This is a genomic window from Rhizobacter terrae (assembly GCF_003852895.1).
GTDB classification, from domain to species: domain Bacteria; phylum Pseudomonadota; class Gammaproteobacteria; order Burkholderiales; family Burkholderiaceae_C; genus Albitalea; species Albitalea terrae.
Genome location: NZ_QUSW01000005.1, coordinates 278,402 through 292,223, shown reverse-complemented (window position 1 = coordinate 292,223; position 13,822 = coordinate 278,402). Strand labels below are relative to the sequence as shown.

At 67.3% G+C, this 13,822-nt stretch carries 12 protein-coding genes and 1 pseudogene; 8 read left to right on the top strand and 5 right to left on the bottom strand.

Translation table 11 applies throughout. The features are described 5' to 3' along the window. Positions 1 to 32 precede the first annotated feature (32 nt). Positions 33 to 1,448 carry a CoA transferase gene (locus tag DZC73_RS18930; RefSeq protein ID WP_235835195.1) on the bottom strand — a complete coding sequence of 472 codons (1,416 nt, stop codon included), beginning with the start codon at positions 1,446 to 1,448 and terminating at the stop codon, positions 33 to 35. Positions 1,449 to 1,564: 116 nt separating this feature from the next. Here DZC73_RS18930 and DZC73_RS18925 point away from each other — a divergent pair, with 116 nt between their 5' ends. Next, on the top strand, positions 1,565 to 2,800 hold the full coding sequence (locus DZC73_RS18925; protein WP_124541926.1) for a citrate synthase family protein: 1,236 nt from the start codon (positions 1,565 to 1,567) through the stop codon (positions 2,798 to 2,800). A 10-nt stretch (positions 2,801 to 2,810) separates the two neighbouring features. Here DZC73_RS18925 and DZC73_RS18920 read toward each other — a convergent pair whose 3' ends face one another. Beyond that, positions 2,811 to 3,575, bottom strand: a complete 765-nt coding sequence (locus tag DZC73_RS18920) for an alpha/beta fold hydrolase (RefSeq protein ID WP_124541925.1) — start codon at positions 3,573 to 3,575, stop codon at positions 2,811 to 2,813. 61 nt (positions 3,576 to 3,636) lie between these two features. Here DZC73_RS18920 and DZC73_RS18915 point away from each other — a divergent pair, with 61 nt between their 5' ends. The 3 genes from DZC73_RS18915 (at position 3,637) to DZC73_RS18905 (ending at position 6,752) form a co-directional block, all read left to right on the top strand. Beyond that, entirely contained in the window at positions 3,637 to 4,101 is a 465-nt protein-coding gene (locus DZC73_RS18915) for a MarR family winged helix-turn-helix transcriptional regulator (protein WP_124541924.1), read from the top strand. A gap of 108 nt (positions 4,102 to 4,209) precedes the next feature. After that, complete coding sequence (locus DZC73_RS18910) at positions 4,210 to 4,941, top strand: hypothetical protein (protein WP_124541923.1); 732 nt, start codon at positions 4,210 to 4,212, stop codon at positions 4,939 to 4,941. 215 nt (positions 4,942 to 5,156) lie between these two features. Next, positions 5,157 to 6,752 carry a hypothetical protein gene (locus DZC73_RS18905; protein ID WP_124541922.1) on the top strand — a complete coding sequence of 532 codons (1,596 nt, stop codon included), beginning with the start codon at positions 5,157 to 5,159 and terminating at the stop codon, positions 6,750 to 6,752. A gap of 46 nt (positions 6,753 to 6,798) precedes the next feature. Here DZC73_RS18905 and DZC73_RS18900 read toward each other — a convergent pair whose 3' ends face one another. Next, the gene (locus DZC73_RS18900; RefSeq protein WP_124541921.1) at positions 6,799 to 7,521 is read right to left on the bottom strand and encodes an SDR family oxidoreductase; all 723 of its coding nucleotides are present in this window, start codon (positions 7,519 to 7,521) and stop codon (positions 6,799 to 6,801) included. Between the two features lie 88 nt (positions 7,522 to 7,609). On the opposite strand from DZC73_RS18900, the gene DZC73_RS18895 reads away from it, so the two are divergent. Continuing rightward, on the top strand, positions 7,610 to 8,545 hold the full coding sequence (locus DZC73_RS18895; protein ID WP_124541920.1) for a LysR family transcriptional regulator: 936 nt from the start codon (positions 7,610 to 7,612) through the stop codon (positions 8,543 to 8,545). Positions 8,546 to 8,625: 80 nt separating this feature from the next. On the opposite strand, the gene mdeB is transcribed toward DZC73_RS18895, so the two are convergent. Next, complete coding sequence (gene mdeB / locus DZC73_RS18890; RefSeq protein ID WP_124541919.1) at positions 8,626 to 11,325, bottom strand: alpha-ketoglutarate dehydrogenase; 2,700 nt, start codon at positions 11,323 to 11,325, stop codon at positions 8,626 to 8,628. A gap of 120 nt (positions 11,326 to 11,445) precedes the next feature. Here mdeB and DZC73_RS18885 point away from each other — a divergent pair, with 120 nt between their 5' ends. Then, positions 11,446 to 11,913 (top strand): Lrp/AsnC family transcriptional regulator, encoded by a 468-nt coding sequence (locus DZC73_RS18885; RefSeq protein ID WP_124541918.1) that lies wholly within the window; start codon positions 11,446 to 11,448, stop codon positions 11,911 to 11,913. A 35-nt stretch (positions 11,914 to 11,948) separates the two neighbouring features. Here the strand turns inward: DZC73_RS18885 and DZC73_RS18880 are convergent, their stop codons facing one another. Continuing rightward, on the bottom strand, positions 11,949 to 12,365 hold the full coding sequence (locus DZC73_RS18880) for a VOC family protein (protein ID WP_124541917.1): 417 nt from the start codon (positions 12,363 to 12,365) through the stop codon (positions 11,949 to 11,951). Between the two features lie 164 nt (positions 12,366 to 12,529). Here DZC73_RS18880 and DZC73_RS18875 point away from each other — a divergent pair, with 164 nt between their 5' ends. Continuing rightward, positions 12,530 to 13,465, top strand: a complete 936-nt coding sequence (locus tag DZC73_RS18875) for a hypothetical protein (protein WP_124541916.1) — start codon at positions 12,530 to 12,532, stop codon at positions 13,463 to 13,465. Between the two features lie 210 nt (positions 13,466 to 13,675). Continuing rightward, positions 13,676 to 13,777, top strand: a pseudogene (locus tag DZC73_RS30695) (ATP-binding protein); the annotation flags it as partial. Positions 13,778 to 13,822 lie beyond the last annotated feature (45 nt).

Genomic DNA, 13,822 nt, shown 5'->3' with positions numbered 1-13,822 from the left:
GTGATCTTGCGTCGTCACGCGTGCTGCATCGATCAGGCCGAAGGCCATCGCGGCGGATGGGTCCCCGGCGGCATGGCCGGACGATCCCAGCCGGCCGGCGTGCGCGAGAACTGCGCGGCATGGCGCAGCGCCACCAGGCGGCCGAATCCGCTGTCGGTGGCTTCGAGGTACGGCTCATAGGACGGGCGCCTGGTGTCCCAGCCTCCGGGCAAGCGCCCGAGGCTGCGCAGCCAGCGGCCCACGCCGGCCAGCGACACCTGCACATGCCAGCTGCCGCCCTCCTGCCGCTGTCGCAACAGGGCGGCCTGGGCACCGAACGCCAGCAGGTAGCCTGCGGCGTAATCAAGGATCTGCAGGGGCATCGCCTTCGGCTCCTTCGCACCCGCCGCCTCGGCCTCGGCCACATTGAAGCCGGTGGCCGTCTGCACCAGCGAATCGAAACCACGGCGGCCTGCCCAGGGGCCTTGCGCACCATAGGCCGACAAGGACACGACGACCAGGCCCGGCCGCAGGTCCGCCACCGCTTGCGGACCCAAGCCCAGGGCCTGCAACGCGCCGGGGCGGTAGGCCTGCAGGAACACATCCGCATCGCTCAGCAGCGCACGCAGGGCATCCCGGCCGGCATCGGTCTTCAGGTCCGCATGCGCCGACAGCTTGCCGCGGCTGGTGTCGGCGATGGCAGCGATGTTGGGCAGGCCGGGAGAGTTCACGAGCATCACCTCGGCGCCATGCGCGGCCAGCGTGCGGCCCGCGACCGGGCCGGCCAGGATGCGCGTGAGGTCGAGCACCCGCAGGCCGGCGAGCGGCCGGGGCCTCGTGCCCATCGCAGGCCACGGCCGGGGCGGTGCGTCGCCGATGCGCTCGATGCTCACCGTGGGCACACCGGCCAGCGCCAGGGCCTGGGGATGCGCATCCCATTGCGCGAAAGTCCGTGCTGCCGCGACCACCAGGCCAGCCTGTGCCGCGGCGGTCTCGAATTCGTCGGCACGCCAGTGGCGCAACGCGTCCGCCACCGCTGCCCGGCCGGTGGCCGGGCCCGGCGCGCAGCCCAGCAGGCGCAAGGCGCCATCGCGGTGATGCGCGAAGTTGGCATGGATGCGCACCCAGCCCGGGACGCCGGCTGCGTCGCCGCAAGGGTAGAGGCCCGACAGCTTGTCCCAGACCTCCGGGGCGATGCCGTCCACTGTGAAGTGCCCGCAACTTTCCAGCACCGCATGCTCGGCATCGACGCTGATGCGCTGGCGTTCGCTGGTGCGCATGGCCCAGATCTCGGCCGCGGCCAGCGCCGCTGCCGCCAGCGATGCCTGCGCGGCGGTGGTGACGTTGAAGGATGAAGGCAGCACCGCGGCACGGCCCGGCAGGTCGGCGAAGGCCAGTGCCGAGGCAGGCAGGCGGGCTTCGTTCCACAAGGCCGCCAGTGCCGCCATTGCGTGATGTGAGGCAAGCATCGGTTCGTTCATGCCCGCATTGGAGGGCGCCCTGCGGCGAAGCGTCAATCTTGATTGGCCCGATCAACCCAGGGTGCAGGGTGCGATATGGTCTGGATTCAAGCGCGAGGACCACGATGTCGACCTGGATGGACGCGAACGAAGCCGCCGAGTGCCTGGCCGTGAGCCGGCAGACGCTTTACGCCTACGTCAGCCGCGGGTTGCTGCGTCCGGAGCGCGTGAAGGGCTCTCGCGCCAGCCGGTACCGTGCGGCGGATGTGCAGCGGCTGGCGCTGCAGCACAGCGGGGCACGCAGCCCGAGGCAGGCGGCGCAGTCCACGCTGGACTGGGGGTTTCCGGTGCTGCCGTCCGCACTTACCTTGATCCGCGATGGCCGGCTGTACTACCGGGGCGAGGATGTGATCGAGCTGGCCGCGCACGCGCGCCTGGAGGACGTGGCCGCGTTGCTGTGGCAGGTGGAGGCCGAACGCATCCTCGCCGCACCGGCAATCGAAGCCGGTCCCACCCGGCCTCGGCCAGGTGCAGGTCCGCAGCGCAGCCTGGCGGCATTCCACGGTTTGCTGTCGCAGGCCGGCATCGGGCGGCAGTCCGAAAGCGTGGCCGAGGAGGGTGCGCAGTTGCTTCGATGGATGCGTGCCGCCACCACCGGACGCACCCTGCCCTGCGTGGCTGAGCGCGAGCCGATGCACCGGCAACTGAAGGCCTTGTGGCGCCTGCCTGAACGCCATGAAGAGATCGTGCGCGCCGCCCTGGTGCTGTGCGCCGACCACGAACTCAACGCCTCCAGTTTCGCGGCGCGCTGCGTGGCGTCCACCGGCGCAGTGCTGCCGGTGTGCGTGGCTGCGGGCCTGTCCGCACTCAGCGGGCCGCGGCACGGCGGCATCACGGCCGCCGTGGAGGACTTGTGGGATCGCTGCACGTCTGCATCCCGTGCGGCCCTGCGCCGCATGGTGCGCGATTGCATCGCGGCACCGGATGCCTCGCCGCAGGGCCAGGGCTTCGGCCACCCGCTGTATCCGGGCGGCGATCCTCGTGCGGCATACCTGCTGGAGCGGCTGCCTCGCGATGCCAGGCGCGAGGCCTGGATCGCCGAGGTGCATGAACAGACGGGGCTGCGTCCCTCGATCGATTTCGCGCTGGTGGCACTGCGCCGCACGCTCGGCCTGCCGTCGGGCGCGGCGTTCGCGCTGTTCGCGATCGGCCGCACCGTGGGATGGATCGGGCACGCGCTGGAGCAGCAGTCCACCGCCAGCCTGATCCGACCCCGGGCGGTCTACACCGGGCCGCAGCCCTCGCCCCGGCCGCCCGCGCCGATGGATCGTCCAGTGCCGGCTTTCTGGCCTGCGCGATGACGCAACAGGCTCAGCGTCGCAGCGCTTCCTCGAAGGACTCGATCGCCGCCATCAGCGCCTGCGGCTGCTCGATCTGCGGCAGGTGGCCGCAGCGCTCGATCAGCTCGAAGCGCGAGCCCGGCCACGCCTGGGCGAAGCGCCGGCCGTAGGCGGGCGTCGTGACGCCGTCGTTCGCGCCCCAGACCAGCAAGGCGGGCGTGGTCGCCTTTGCGAGCCTTGGCGCCAGCGTCGGGTCGGCCATGTTCAGCGCGCGGCCGTAGACCGCCAGGGCGCGGAAGTTGGCTGCCATCGCCGCGAGGCGTTCCGGCGGGAAGGTGGCGGGATCGACGAAGAAGCGGTCGGCATCGGCATAGCTCAGCGTCGACAGTTCGCGCGGCGACATGGAGAACACATCGGCCACCGGCTCGCCCGCCACTTCGATGCCGGCGGCATCCACCAGCACCACGCCGCGCAGCCGCTCGGCCGCGCGCAATGCCAGTTCGGCGGCGATCCAGCCGCCAATGGAAAAGCCGATCACGAGCACGTCGCGCCAGCCACGGTCCTCGATCAGCCGGGCGTAGGCATCGGCCAGCTTGCCGATGCTGTCCAGCGCCTCGGGCCGCTCGGTGCCGGCAAAGCCCGGGTGCGTGGGCGCCACCACGTGCGCGCGGGCGGACATCGTCTCGACGAAGGCAGCCACCGACAGCGGCCCTGCCCCGCCGTGCAGCACCAGCACGTGCGGGCCGTCGCCGCGTTCGAGAAGGGCCAGGGGAATGGAAGAGGCCGGGGTGTTCATGGGTTGGTTCCCGTCGTGTATATAAACATCATTATATCAGCATGCGTATATACTTCGCACCATGCGCCTGACCGTCCAACTCCTGGGCCGCACCGTGAAGCGGCTGCAGTACAAGCACCATCGCCTGCTCGAGACCCGGCTCGCCGGCATCGGCACCACGCTCGCCCAGTGGGATGCGTTGCGTGCCATCGAGAACCATCCCGACTCGATCTCGCACGACCTGGCCCTGCTCACCTTCCAGAGCGACCAGTCCTTCGGCACGCTGGCCAACCGCATGGTCGACCGCGGGCTGATCGAGCGCGTGCCCGGCCACGGCCGCGCGCTGCTGCACCGGCTCACCGCCACCGGCCAGGCCGTGCTGGAACAGGGCCATGCGCTGGTGGACGAGGCATTGGCCGAGTCGTTCTCGCCGCTCACCGGTGCCGAGCGGCAAACGCTGGCTGGCCTGCTGGAGAAGCTGCTGGAGGACGAAGCGGCCATCAGCGGCGACGACCCCACACCACGCGCCGGCAGGAAGGCACGTTGACCGACTGAAGGCCGCCGGTTCGGCTGTCCGGCGCCGACTTCGCATCGGCACGCAACCACGCCGCCGTCACAGGCGGACCATGGGCACCAGATAGACAGGAGGTGCGCCATGTTCGGTCACGTCTTCAAGTTCACGCGCAGCCCGCGGCCCGCCCGTCCGGAGCCAGCCGCCGCGCAGGCCGGGCCGTACCGCAGCGCGGCCGTCAACGACAGCTACCACGCGCTGTTCTGCGACGACGCCCGGCTCTTCTCGCCACGGCCGGGCGAGCGCTTCATGCCCTGGCATGCGCTGCTGGGCAGTCGCACGGCATCACCCGCTGCGGTCCGCGGACTCGCGCTGGATCCGCGCACCAGCCCCACGGTGCGCGCGCTGGCCTGGCACTGGCTGCGCCAACACAGCCATGGCGTGCCGCGCGCACAACTGAATGGCCTCGTGGTGGAGACGGGCCACGCGCAAGGACTGGATACGCTGGCGGTCTATGCCGATGGTTCGGTGCGGCACATCGAGCCCAACGGCACGCCTGCCGGGCTGAACACGCACGACATCCACCTCCAGTTCGCCGCAGTGCGCGCGGTGGCGCTGGCGCAGTCCATGCTGCGCACCCTGCCCAGCCCTTCGCGGCGGCATGCGGATGCGCCCTCACCGGGCAGCGTGCGCCTGAGCTTCGTCGCCTCCGACGGCCTCTACGTCGACGAAGGTCCGCTCTCGCTGATGGTGCACGAGCCGATGGCCGGGCGTGTCATCCGGCAGGTCGATGACCTGCGGCAATTGGCGCTCGCCGCCTGGGGCCAGCGCCAGCCGCCCAAGCTGGTCGACATGGTCATGCCACAAGCGGCTTGACGATCGGGGCTCGCTGGCAAGCGACGTACCCATCGAGTCCCAAGGGGAAACACTTCAGCAATGTGTGGGCGCTCCACTGCGCCGCGCAGCATTCGCATCGTCGTGCCCGGCCCCTCCTGGAGATCGAGCCACGGCCTGTCAACGGCTGTGACTACGACATCACTTCAGGAGGACTCCATGACATCGAGAAACATCTCGCGGCTCGCGGCTGCGCTTTGCATATTCGCCGCCACAGCCTGGGGCTTTCAGGCTGCGGCGGCGGAACGGCCACCGACGAACGCAGCGCTGACAACACCAGCCGCAGCCTGCAAGCACAGGCCCAGGCCGAAGCCCCGCCACCGGTGCTGTTCGGGAACAGCTTCGTGATCACGAACCGGACCGCGCTCGACCGGGTGGCGCCGGACTTCAAGGTGGGCGCGCTGCTGTATGCCGTCAATCGGCACCTGAGCAAGATCGCGAAGGACTACGGCAAGAAACCGCATGACGACAAGGTCTTCACCTTGAGGCCCTTCCAGGTGGCGGCCGATGACGTGGACGGGCACAACGCCGTCCAGGACACCGACAAGGTGGCCAAGGTCGGCACGGTGCCCGTCATCTACAACACCTTCCGCAACCTGATCCTCAAGGACGGCGCCTTCGACCCCGACACAGGTACTGAGCCGTTCCGCCTGATCGCCGTGGTGAACCGGCTGGACCTGGCCGGCGACTTCGACATGCGCGGCGGCGGCATCCTGGCCGGCGCCGATCGCCGGTGGTTCGGCGAGGCGCGGCTGGTGTTCGCGGTCAAGGGCAAGCTGCCCGACGGTTCGCCGCTGCCCATGACGGTCAGTGCGGAGTACCGGCTGCCCGCGCTGAAGACGGATGCGCAGACTGGCGCAATCGTGATCGACCCGGACTTCAAGTTCGACGTGGGACCGGCGAGCGAGGACGACTGGCGCATCCGCCGGCAGTTGTGGGCGCAGGTGTGGCAGGGCCTGTCGGCGTCGCCGGTGGACTCCGCCGAATACGCCACGAAGCTGCGCGGCATCCTGAGCTGGGTGGCCTACGGCATCGCGTATGACAAGGACCTGATCAAGACGACCGAGACCGCCGAGCACAACCTGGCTTTCCGCACCGGAGAGCGCGTGCGCGAAGGCGTTGGCGTCGACCAGCAAGGTCCGCTGACACCGGAGTTCGAGTACCGCGAGTTCTACCTGAACGACGCGTGGATGCTGTCCACCCGCAAGCTGCGGCGCGAGCCCTTTGCCTGCGCAAATGCATCGCAGACGCTGGCCGATCGCATCATGCAGGAGTGGTGGAGCAGCACCGCGTCGATGTCATGGCGCTACACGCTGGGCGAGCGCAACCTGGACGCCGGCGAGATCACCGACCTGAAGGCCACCTGCCCGAGCGGCAAGCTGCCGTATGGACAGGTGGACGACAACAAGGACACGCAGCTGCGGGCGAAGTTCACACGCTTCACCGCGGACACGCGCTGGAAGCCGGGCACGGCCAAGACGCCACTGAACGAGAAGCAGATGCACAGCTTCGCGATCGGCACCTGCTCGGGCTGCCATGGCAAGGAGACAGGGACGGGCGGTTTCCATATTGCGCCCGCGGCAGGGAATGCGCCGGCGATCTTGTCGCCCTTCCTCACGGCACCAACCTCGTCCACGCCGCGTGAGCAATTGCAGAAGTACGACGAACCCACGCGGCGCACGGCGCTGGTCGCGCGGTTTGCCAATGGCGATGCCGTGAGCAGCACGGACGATCCGCTGCTCTACGACATCGGCTGCAGGAACGTCGATCAGGTGTGCCTGCCCAAGCCCTGAGTGCGCGCCTTCCCGCGGCGGCTGGTCCGCCGGCGGGCTCACCGGTTCACAAGAGGTGCAGGCCGCCGTCGCATTCGATGACGCTGCCGGTGACGAAGCCGTTGTCCATCAGGAAACGCACCGACTGCGCCACGTCCTCCGGGCGTCCCACGCGGCCGGCCGGCAGGCTGGCCTGCTGCTCATCGAAGACGGCGCGGCGCGCCTCCTCAGGCACGCGGCTCCACCACGCGGTGTCGATGACACCCGGCGACACCGCGTTCACCCGCGTGGGCGCGAGCTCTCGTGCCAGCGAGCCCACCATCGCCTCCAGCGCGCCGTTGATGGCGGCCAGCCCCGCCGTGCCCGGTCGCGCAATGCGCGCCGAGACCGCCGTGACAAAGGTGATGCTCCCGCCCGCGCGCAGCACCGGAAGGCTCGCCTGCGCCGCCTGCAGCTGAGGCCAGAACTTCGCCTCGAAGCCGCGGCGCAATGCGTCCAGGTCCAGCTGCGCGAAGGGCCCTGCGCCTTCGCCGCCGCTGAGCGTGAGGACGAGGTGATCGACGCGGCCGGTCCGGGCGAAGAAGGCATCGAGCGCCGTGCGGTCGTTCGCATCGAGCACTTCGCCGGAGACCTCGCCGGTGATGCCGGCCAGCGCCTCGTCCAGCCGACGCGCATCGCGCCCCGCGGCGATCACCTGCGCGCCATCGGCCGCGGCCTGCTTCACCACGGCCAGGCCCACGCCCGACGAACCACCCAGCACCACCACCTTCTGGTCTTTCAACACTGCCATGCCGCACTCCTTGGGTTCGGACGGCAATGCGCCATCCACGGCCTCAAAGTTACGCAGTACAGTGACATCAATCCAATCGTTTGAAGTCATGCAGACCATCGATGAACGTGATTTCAGGAAGCTCGACCTGAACCTGCTGGTCGTGTTCATCGCGCTGCTGCGCGAACGCAACGTGACGCGCGCCGCGCAACGGCTGTTCGTCGGGCAGCCCGCCCTGTCGGCCTCGCTCAAGCGGCTGCGCGAAGCCTTCGGCGACCCGCTGTTCGTGCGCACGTCCCACGGCATGACGCCCACGCCCCGTGCGCTCGCGCTGGGCGCGGCCATCACGCCGTTTCTCGCCGGCGTCCGCGACGCGCTCAAGCACTCGGCCACCTTCGATGCCGCCGGATCCGACCGGGTGTTCCACGTGGGGCTGAGCGACTCGCTGGAGATCGCCCTCATGCCCGCGCTGATGCAGCGGCTGGGTAAAGCCGCGCCAGGCGTGCGGCTGGTGGCGCATGCCAGCGACCGCCGCACGTCGGGTGCCCAGCTGGACGCGGGCGAGATCGAACTGGCGATCGGCGTGATCCACGACGTCGCGCCCTGGCAGCGGCTGCAGCCGCTCTTCGACTGGTCCTTCGTGTGCCTGTTCGACGCACGGGCGCTGGGCGTGCGTGCGCGGCGCATCACGCTGGGCCAGTACCTGAAGCATCCGCACGTCATCACCTCGTTCAGCGCGGGGCTGTCTGGCATCGTCGACGAGGAACTGCAGCGCCTCGGGCACGAGCGCCACGTCGTGTACTCCAGCCCACATTTCGCGACCAGCCCTTACCTCGTGCGCACGCTACCGGCCATCACCACCGTGCCCGAGTACATCGCCGCCTCGTGGCGTGACACGCACGGGCTCACGCTGAGCCCGCTGCCTTTCGAGCTGCCGTCCTACTCGGTGAGCCTGGCCTGGGCCTCGGCGCACGACGCGGACCCCGGCTTGCAATGGCTGCGAGGCCAGATCGAAGCCTTGTTCGCGGCCCGGCGCTGGACCTGAACGCCAGTCATCACTGGGTCGAGCCAGTGATGATGCCGAACTGCTGGCAGGCCAAGACCGCAGGAAGCAGCCTCTGAGGCTCAGGAAAGCCAGGGCGCCGAAGCGTCAGGCTCCAGTCCATAGCGCGCGATGGCCAGTTCGCACGACGCCGCATCCACCCGCCCTTGCGCGTGCAAGGCCGTCAGCGCGGCCAGCACGACGTGGTGGCGATCCACCTCGAAGAAGCGGCGAAGCGCGGCGCGCGTGTCGCTGCGGCCGAAGCCGTCGGTGCCCAGGGCGGTGAAAGGCGCATCCACGTACGAGGCGATGAGCTGAGGCCAGGCGCGCACGTAGTCGGTGGCGGCGATCACCGGGGCATCGCCGCCCAGGCACGTCCGCACATGGCTCGTGACCGGCGGCATGGACGGATGCAGGCGGTTGAAGCGTTCGGCCTCACGCGCGTCGCGTGCGAGTTCGCTGAAGCTGGTCGCGCTCCAGACCTCGGCCGCGATGCCCCAGTCCTGCGCCAGCAGCTGGGCCGCGGCGATCACCTCGCGCAAGATGGTGCCCGAGCCCACCAGCCGCACGATGCCCTTCGGCTGCGCGGGCGCGTGCGTGGCATGGCGGTACATGCCCTTGATGATGTCGTCCTCCACGCCCGCCGGCAGCGAGGGCTGCGCGTAGTTCTCGTTCATCAGGGTGACGTAGTAAAAGACGTCTTCCTGCTGCTCCATCATCCGGCGCATGCCGTGGTCGAGGATCACCGCGAACTCGCCCGCGAAGCAGGGGTCGTAGGCGCGGCAGTTGGGCACTGCGGCGGCCTGCATCAGGCTGGAGCCGTCCTGGTGCTGCAGGCCTTCGCCGCCCAGCGTCGTGCGGCCTGCGGTGGCGCCCAGCAGGAAGCCGCGCGAACGCTGGTCCGCCGCGGCCCAGATCAGGTCGCCGATGCGCTGGAAGCCGAACATCGAGTAGTAGATGTAGAACGGCAGCATCGCCTGGCCATGCACCGAGTAGCTGGTGGCCGCGGACGTCCAGCTGCTGATCGCGCCGGCCTCGCTGATGCCCTCTTCCAGGATCTGCCCGTCGGTGGCCTCGCGGTAGCTGAGCACCGAGCCGATGTCCTCGGGTTCGTAGGCCTGGCCGCTGAACGAGTAGATGCCGACCTGCTTGAAGAGGTTGGCCATGCCGAAGGTGCGCGCCTCGTCGGCGACGATGGGCACGACACGCGGCCCGAGCTGCGCGTCCTTGAGCAGGCCGGTGAGCATGCGCACGAAGGCCATCGTCGTGCTCATCTCCTTGCCGTCGGCCTGCAGCGCGAATTCGCCGTAGCGCGCCAGAGGCGGCACGGCCACCGGCGTCGCCGTGGTGCGCCGCACTGGCGCGAAGCCGCCCAGCGCCGCACGGCGCGCATGCAGGTAGCGCATCTCAGGGCTGTCGTCGGCGGGCTTGTGGAAGGCGAGCGTCGCGGCCTGCTCGTCGGTGAGCGGCAGGTTGAACCGGTCGCGAAAGGCGATGAGGTCCTCGCGCTCGAGCTTCTTCTGCTGGTGCGTGGTCATGCGGCCCTGGCCGGCCTCGCCCATGCCGTAGCCCTTCTTCGTCTGCGCGAGGATCACCGTCGGACGGCCCGTGGTCTCCATTGCCGCGTGGTACGCAGCATGGATCTTCACGAGATCGTGGCCGCCACGCTTGAGGCGGTCGATCTGCTCGTCGGTCAGCCCTTGTGCGAGCGCCGAGAGTGCCGGGTTCTGTCCGAAAAAGTGTTCGCGGTTGTAGCGGCCATCCTTGGCGGCGAAGGTCTGGAACTGGCCGTCGACGGTGCGCGAGAACGCGCTCGCCAGCGCACCGCCGGCATCGCGGGCGAAGAGGCCGTCCCAGTCGGAACCCCAGACCAGCTTGATGACGCGCCAGCCGGCACCGGAGAACAAGGCTTCCAGCTCGTCGATGATGCGGCCGTTGCCACGCACCGGGCCGTCCAGGCGCTGCAGGTTGCAGTTGACGACCCAGATGAGGTTGTCGAGCTTCTCGCGCGCGGCCAGCGTCAGCGCGCTCATGCTTTCAGGCTCGTCCATCTCGCCGTCGCCGAACACGCCCCACACCCGGCGCGCGGCCGTCTCGTGCAGGCCGCGATGCTGCAGGTAGCGCATGAAGCGCGCCTGGTAGATGGAGCTGATGGGACCGATGCCCATGGAGCCGGTGGGAAACTGCCAGAAGTCCGGCATCAGCCAGGGATGCGGGTAGCTCGACAGGCCTTTGGCGCCGTCTTGCCGCGCGGTGATCTCCTGGCGATAGTGGGCGAGGTCATCCTCTGAGAGACGACCTTCGAGGAAGGCACGGGCGTAGACACCGGGCGCCGAATGCGGCTGGTAGAAGACCAGGTCACCCTGCTCGCCGCCGCGGAAGAAGTGGTTGAAGCCCACCTCGAACAGATCGGCCGCGCTGGCATAGCTGGCGATGTGGCCGCCGAGTTCGCCATAGGCCTTGTTGGCCCGCACCACCATGGCCAGCGCGTTCCAGCGCATCAGCGAAGCCAGGCGCTCTTCGATGGCCAGGTCGCCAGGGAAGGCCGGCTGGTGAGAGGCCGGGATGGTGTTGACGTAAGGCGTGCCCATCGCCGGCAGCCAGCCGACTTCCGGCGAACGCGCAATGGCGGCCAGCATGTCCATGATCTCGCGCACGCGCTGCGGCCCCGAGGCCTGCAGCAGCGAGGCCAGCGCATCGCGCCACTCGGCGGTTTCGACAGGGTCGCCGTCAGTGAAATGGGCGGCCTGGGCGAGCTGCGACTGGATGGATGGATCGCTCATGTCTGTGGTCTCCTGGTGCTCGGCACTGTAGGTGGGACCCCGCCGCATGGATGATCGAAATCGTTGCCCTTCCTTCCTGAATCAGCACAAAATTCTGTTTTTCATGGGAACGCAAGCACAATGAACCTCGACGCCATCGACCTGCGCATCCTGCGCGAACTGCAGGCCGATGCGAGCCTGTCGAACGTGGCGCTGGCGCAGCGCGTGGGCCTGTCGCCATCGCCTTGCCTGGCACGCGTGAAGGCACTGGAGAAGGACGGCGTGATCCGCAAGGTGGTGGCGCTGGTCGATGCCAAGCAACTGGGCTTGAACCTCAATGTCTTCATCTCCATCAGCCTGAAGCAGCAGACGCGCGCCGCGCTGGAAGCCTTCGAAGCGAAGGTCAGCGCGCGCGACGAGGTGATGGAGTGCTACCTGATGAGCGGCGACGCGGACTACCTGATCCGCGTCGTGATGCCCGACATGGCGGCGCTGGAGCGCTTCATCATCGAGCAGCTGTCGCCGATGAAGGAGGTCGAGAAGATCCGCTCCAGCTTCACGCTCAAGCAGGTCCGCTACAAGACGGCGCTGCCGCTGAGTTCCTTGTAGGGACGCGGCCGGAGCGCCATGTCACGGGCACGGGCTCAGTCTTGGTTGGCGGGCGTCATCGCGGCCGGATCCATCCAGCACATGCCCCACATGTGGCCATCGGGATCGGCCAGGTCGCGGGTGTACATGAAGCCCATGTCCTCGGGCAGGTTCACATCGGCCTGCCCGCCATGGGCTGCGGCGGCACGGTTCATCGCATCGACGGCGTCGCGGCTGTCCATCGCCAGCGTGAGCATCATCTTGGCCGTGCCGGCCGGCGGGAACGGCCGCTGCGTCAGGGTGCGCCACTTGGCGTGCGTGATCAGCATGACGTAGATGGACTCGCTCCACACCATGCATGCACCGGTCTCGTCGCTGAACTGCGGGTTCTGCCCGAACCCCAGCGCCTTGTAGAAGGCCATCGAGGCGTTGAGGTCGGCGACGGGCAGGCTGATGTAGATCAGTTTGGTCATGGGGTTCTCCTGAGAGTTGTCCAAGGGGTTTGAGGGGATCGCATCAGTACGACGATCGACAGCGGGTTGAATCGACACCTGGCACGCCGTCTCCTCAACTCTGGACGTTTCAAGAGCGCTCACCACATAGACTCCCGAGAGAACAAGCCAAGGAGGCCACAGCGATGTTCCGTTTCGAGCATGATCCACCCGCCGTCTACTTATTCGATGCGCCTGTGGTCCTACACGATCATACTCATGACGTGGAATATCCCCTACAACTCCTTGGGCGGATGCGTTCTGACCATTATCCAGAATATCTCCACTCGAACGTTATCATTCCTGATTCACTCCGCTTGAATGGTGCGATTAACTACTCACTCTTTCGTGGCGACTCAAAGAATCTTCTTTTTTCTGCTTCATTTGGAAGCGCTGATGGGCTTTGGCAAAGCGAAATTGCGATCGGCGCTTTTTATCAGGCGCTGGTGGATTCTCAGAGCATTAATCCACCGAACAACTCGACTTCCATTGAGTTCGATAACTATTTTGTAGACATGAGCATCGACTTGGAAGCTGATCATGCTCAAGAGATTGTCCCGGCCGTCATAGCCACGCTGCAGCTTTGGAGGCGAGCGGTCGAGCAGGCAGCATGTTCGTTGCGACGGTTTCAGTGGAAAAGTGAATACGAAACGAATGAACAACTATTCACCAAGAACGTTGTGATTCCCTTGCTTCAGAAGGCTGGATACGACCATGTTCGCTACAACCATGGGATATCCGAGCGCGGAAAGGACGTTCTGTTCTCAGAGATAGACAAGTTCGGCCGGATTCGCCACTGTGCCGCCCAAGTAAAAGCCGGCGATTTGTCGCAATCTAACGCAACCCTCCTAAATGCGCTACTGAATCAGATTGACGACGCATTCTCCTTACCCGTACGTGGGCCAGGCCAAAATGAGCAATATTACATCGCTGATCTGTATATAGTCGTCAGCGGGAAGATTACTTCAGAGGCGATTGAACGCCTGAACGGGAAGCTGGATCGCCGTCTTATTGGCAGCGTTCATTTTTTCGATCGGAGCCACATCGAGTCACTGGCGGGCAGCCTCTGGCAGCGCAGGTAGTAGACGCAAAGCCGCATAGATTTTTCTGACCGGGCGTCTGTCCCAATGCACCTGGATGCTCACATTCCCAACGTACCCCTCCGGTGCGGAATCGCCGCATTCGATGTTTCGCGTCGAATCTCACCACGGGGAAGACTGTATTTGTCCTTATCGGTGTCGTCTCAACGGGACGGCTTGCCCGATTCACCCGGATGAACCACGAGAAAGCCGAGCCTGATCACCACCATCCTCGATCGCCTCATGCACCCTGCCGCGATGCTCGAGTTGGAGGGCGAGAGCTACAGCCTCAAGGAGGCCGCTTCGCGTATCGCTCAGCACTGCCGCCGAATTGAAATCCGCCCGTCCCACCTGGGGGAG

What these genes read in the sequence shown, in the direction of transcription:
- DZC73_RS18930 (WP_235835195.1), bottom strand. Translation starts at nt 1,448, where the DNA reads ATGCTTGCCTCACATCACGCAATGGCGGCACTGGCGGCCTTGTGGAAC.
- DZC73_RS18925 (WP_124541926.1), top strand. Translation starts at nt 1,565, where the DNA reads ATGTCGACCTGGATGGACGCGAACGAAGCCGCCGAGTGCCTGGCCGTG.
- DZC73_RS18920 (WP_124541925.1), bottom strand. Translation starts at nt 3,575, where the DNA reads ATGAACACCCCGGCCTCTTCCATTCCCCTGGCCCTTCTCGAACGCGGC.
- DZC73_RS18915 (WP_124541924.1), top strand. Translation starts at nt 3,637, where the DNA reads ATGCGCCTGACCGTCCAACTCCTGGGCCGCACCGTGAAGCGGCTGCAG.
- DZC73_RS18910 (WP_124541923.1), top strand. Translation starts at nt 4,210, where the DNA reads ATGTTCGGTCACGTCTTCAAGTTCACGCGCAGCCCGCGGCCCGCCCGT.
- DZC73_RS18900 (WP_124541921.1), bottom strand. Translation starts at nt 7,521, where the DNA reads ATGGCAGTGTTGAAAGACCAGAAGGTGGTGGTGCTGGGTGGTTCGTCG.
- DZC73_RS18895 (WP_124541920.1), top strand. Translation starts at nt 7,610, where the DNA reads ATGCAGACCATCGATGAACGTGATTTCAGGAAGCTCGACCTGAACCTG.
- mdeB (WP_124541919.1), bottom strand. Translation starts at nt 11,325, where the DNA reads ATGAGCGATCCATCCATCCAGTCGCAGCTCGCCCAGGCCGCCCATTTC.
- DZC73_RS18885 (WP_124541918.1), top strand. Translation starts at nt 11,446, where the DNA reads ATGAACCTCGACGCCATCGACCTGCGCATCCTGCGCGAACTGCAGGCC.
- DZC73_RS18880 (WP_124541917.1), bottom strand. Translation starts at nt 12,365, where the DNA reads ATGACCAAACTGATCTACATCAGCCTGCCCGTCGCCGACCTCAACGCC.
- DZC73_RS18875 (WP_124541916.1), top strand. Translation starts at nt 12,530, where the DNA reads ATGTTCCGTTTCGAGCATGATCCACCCGCCGTCTACTTATTCGATGCG.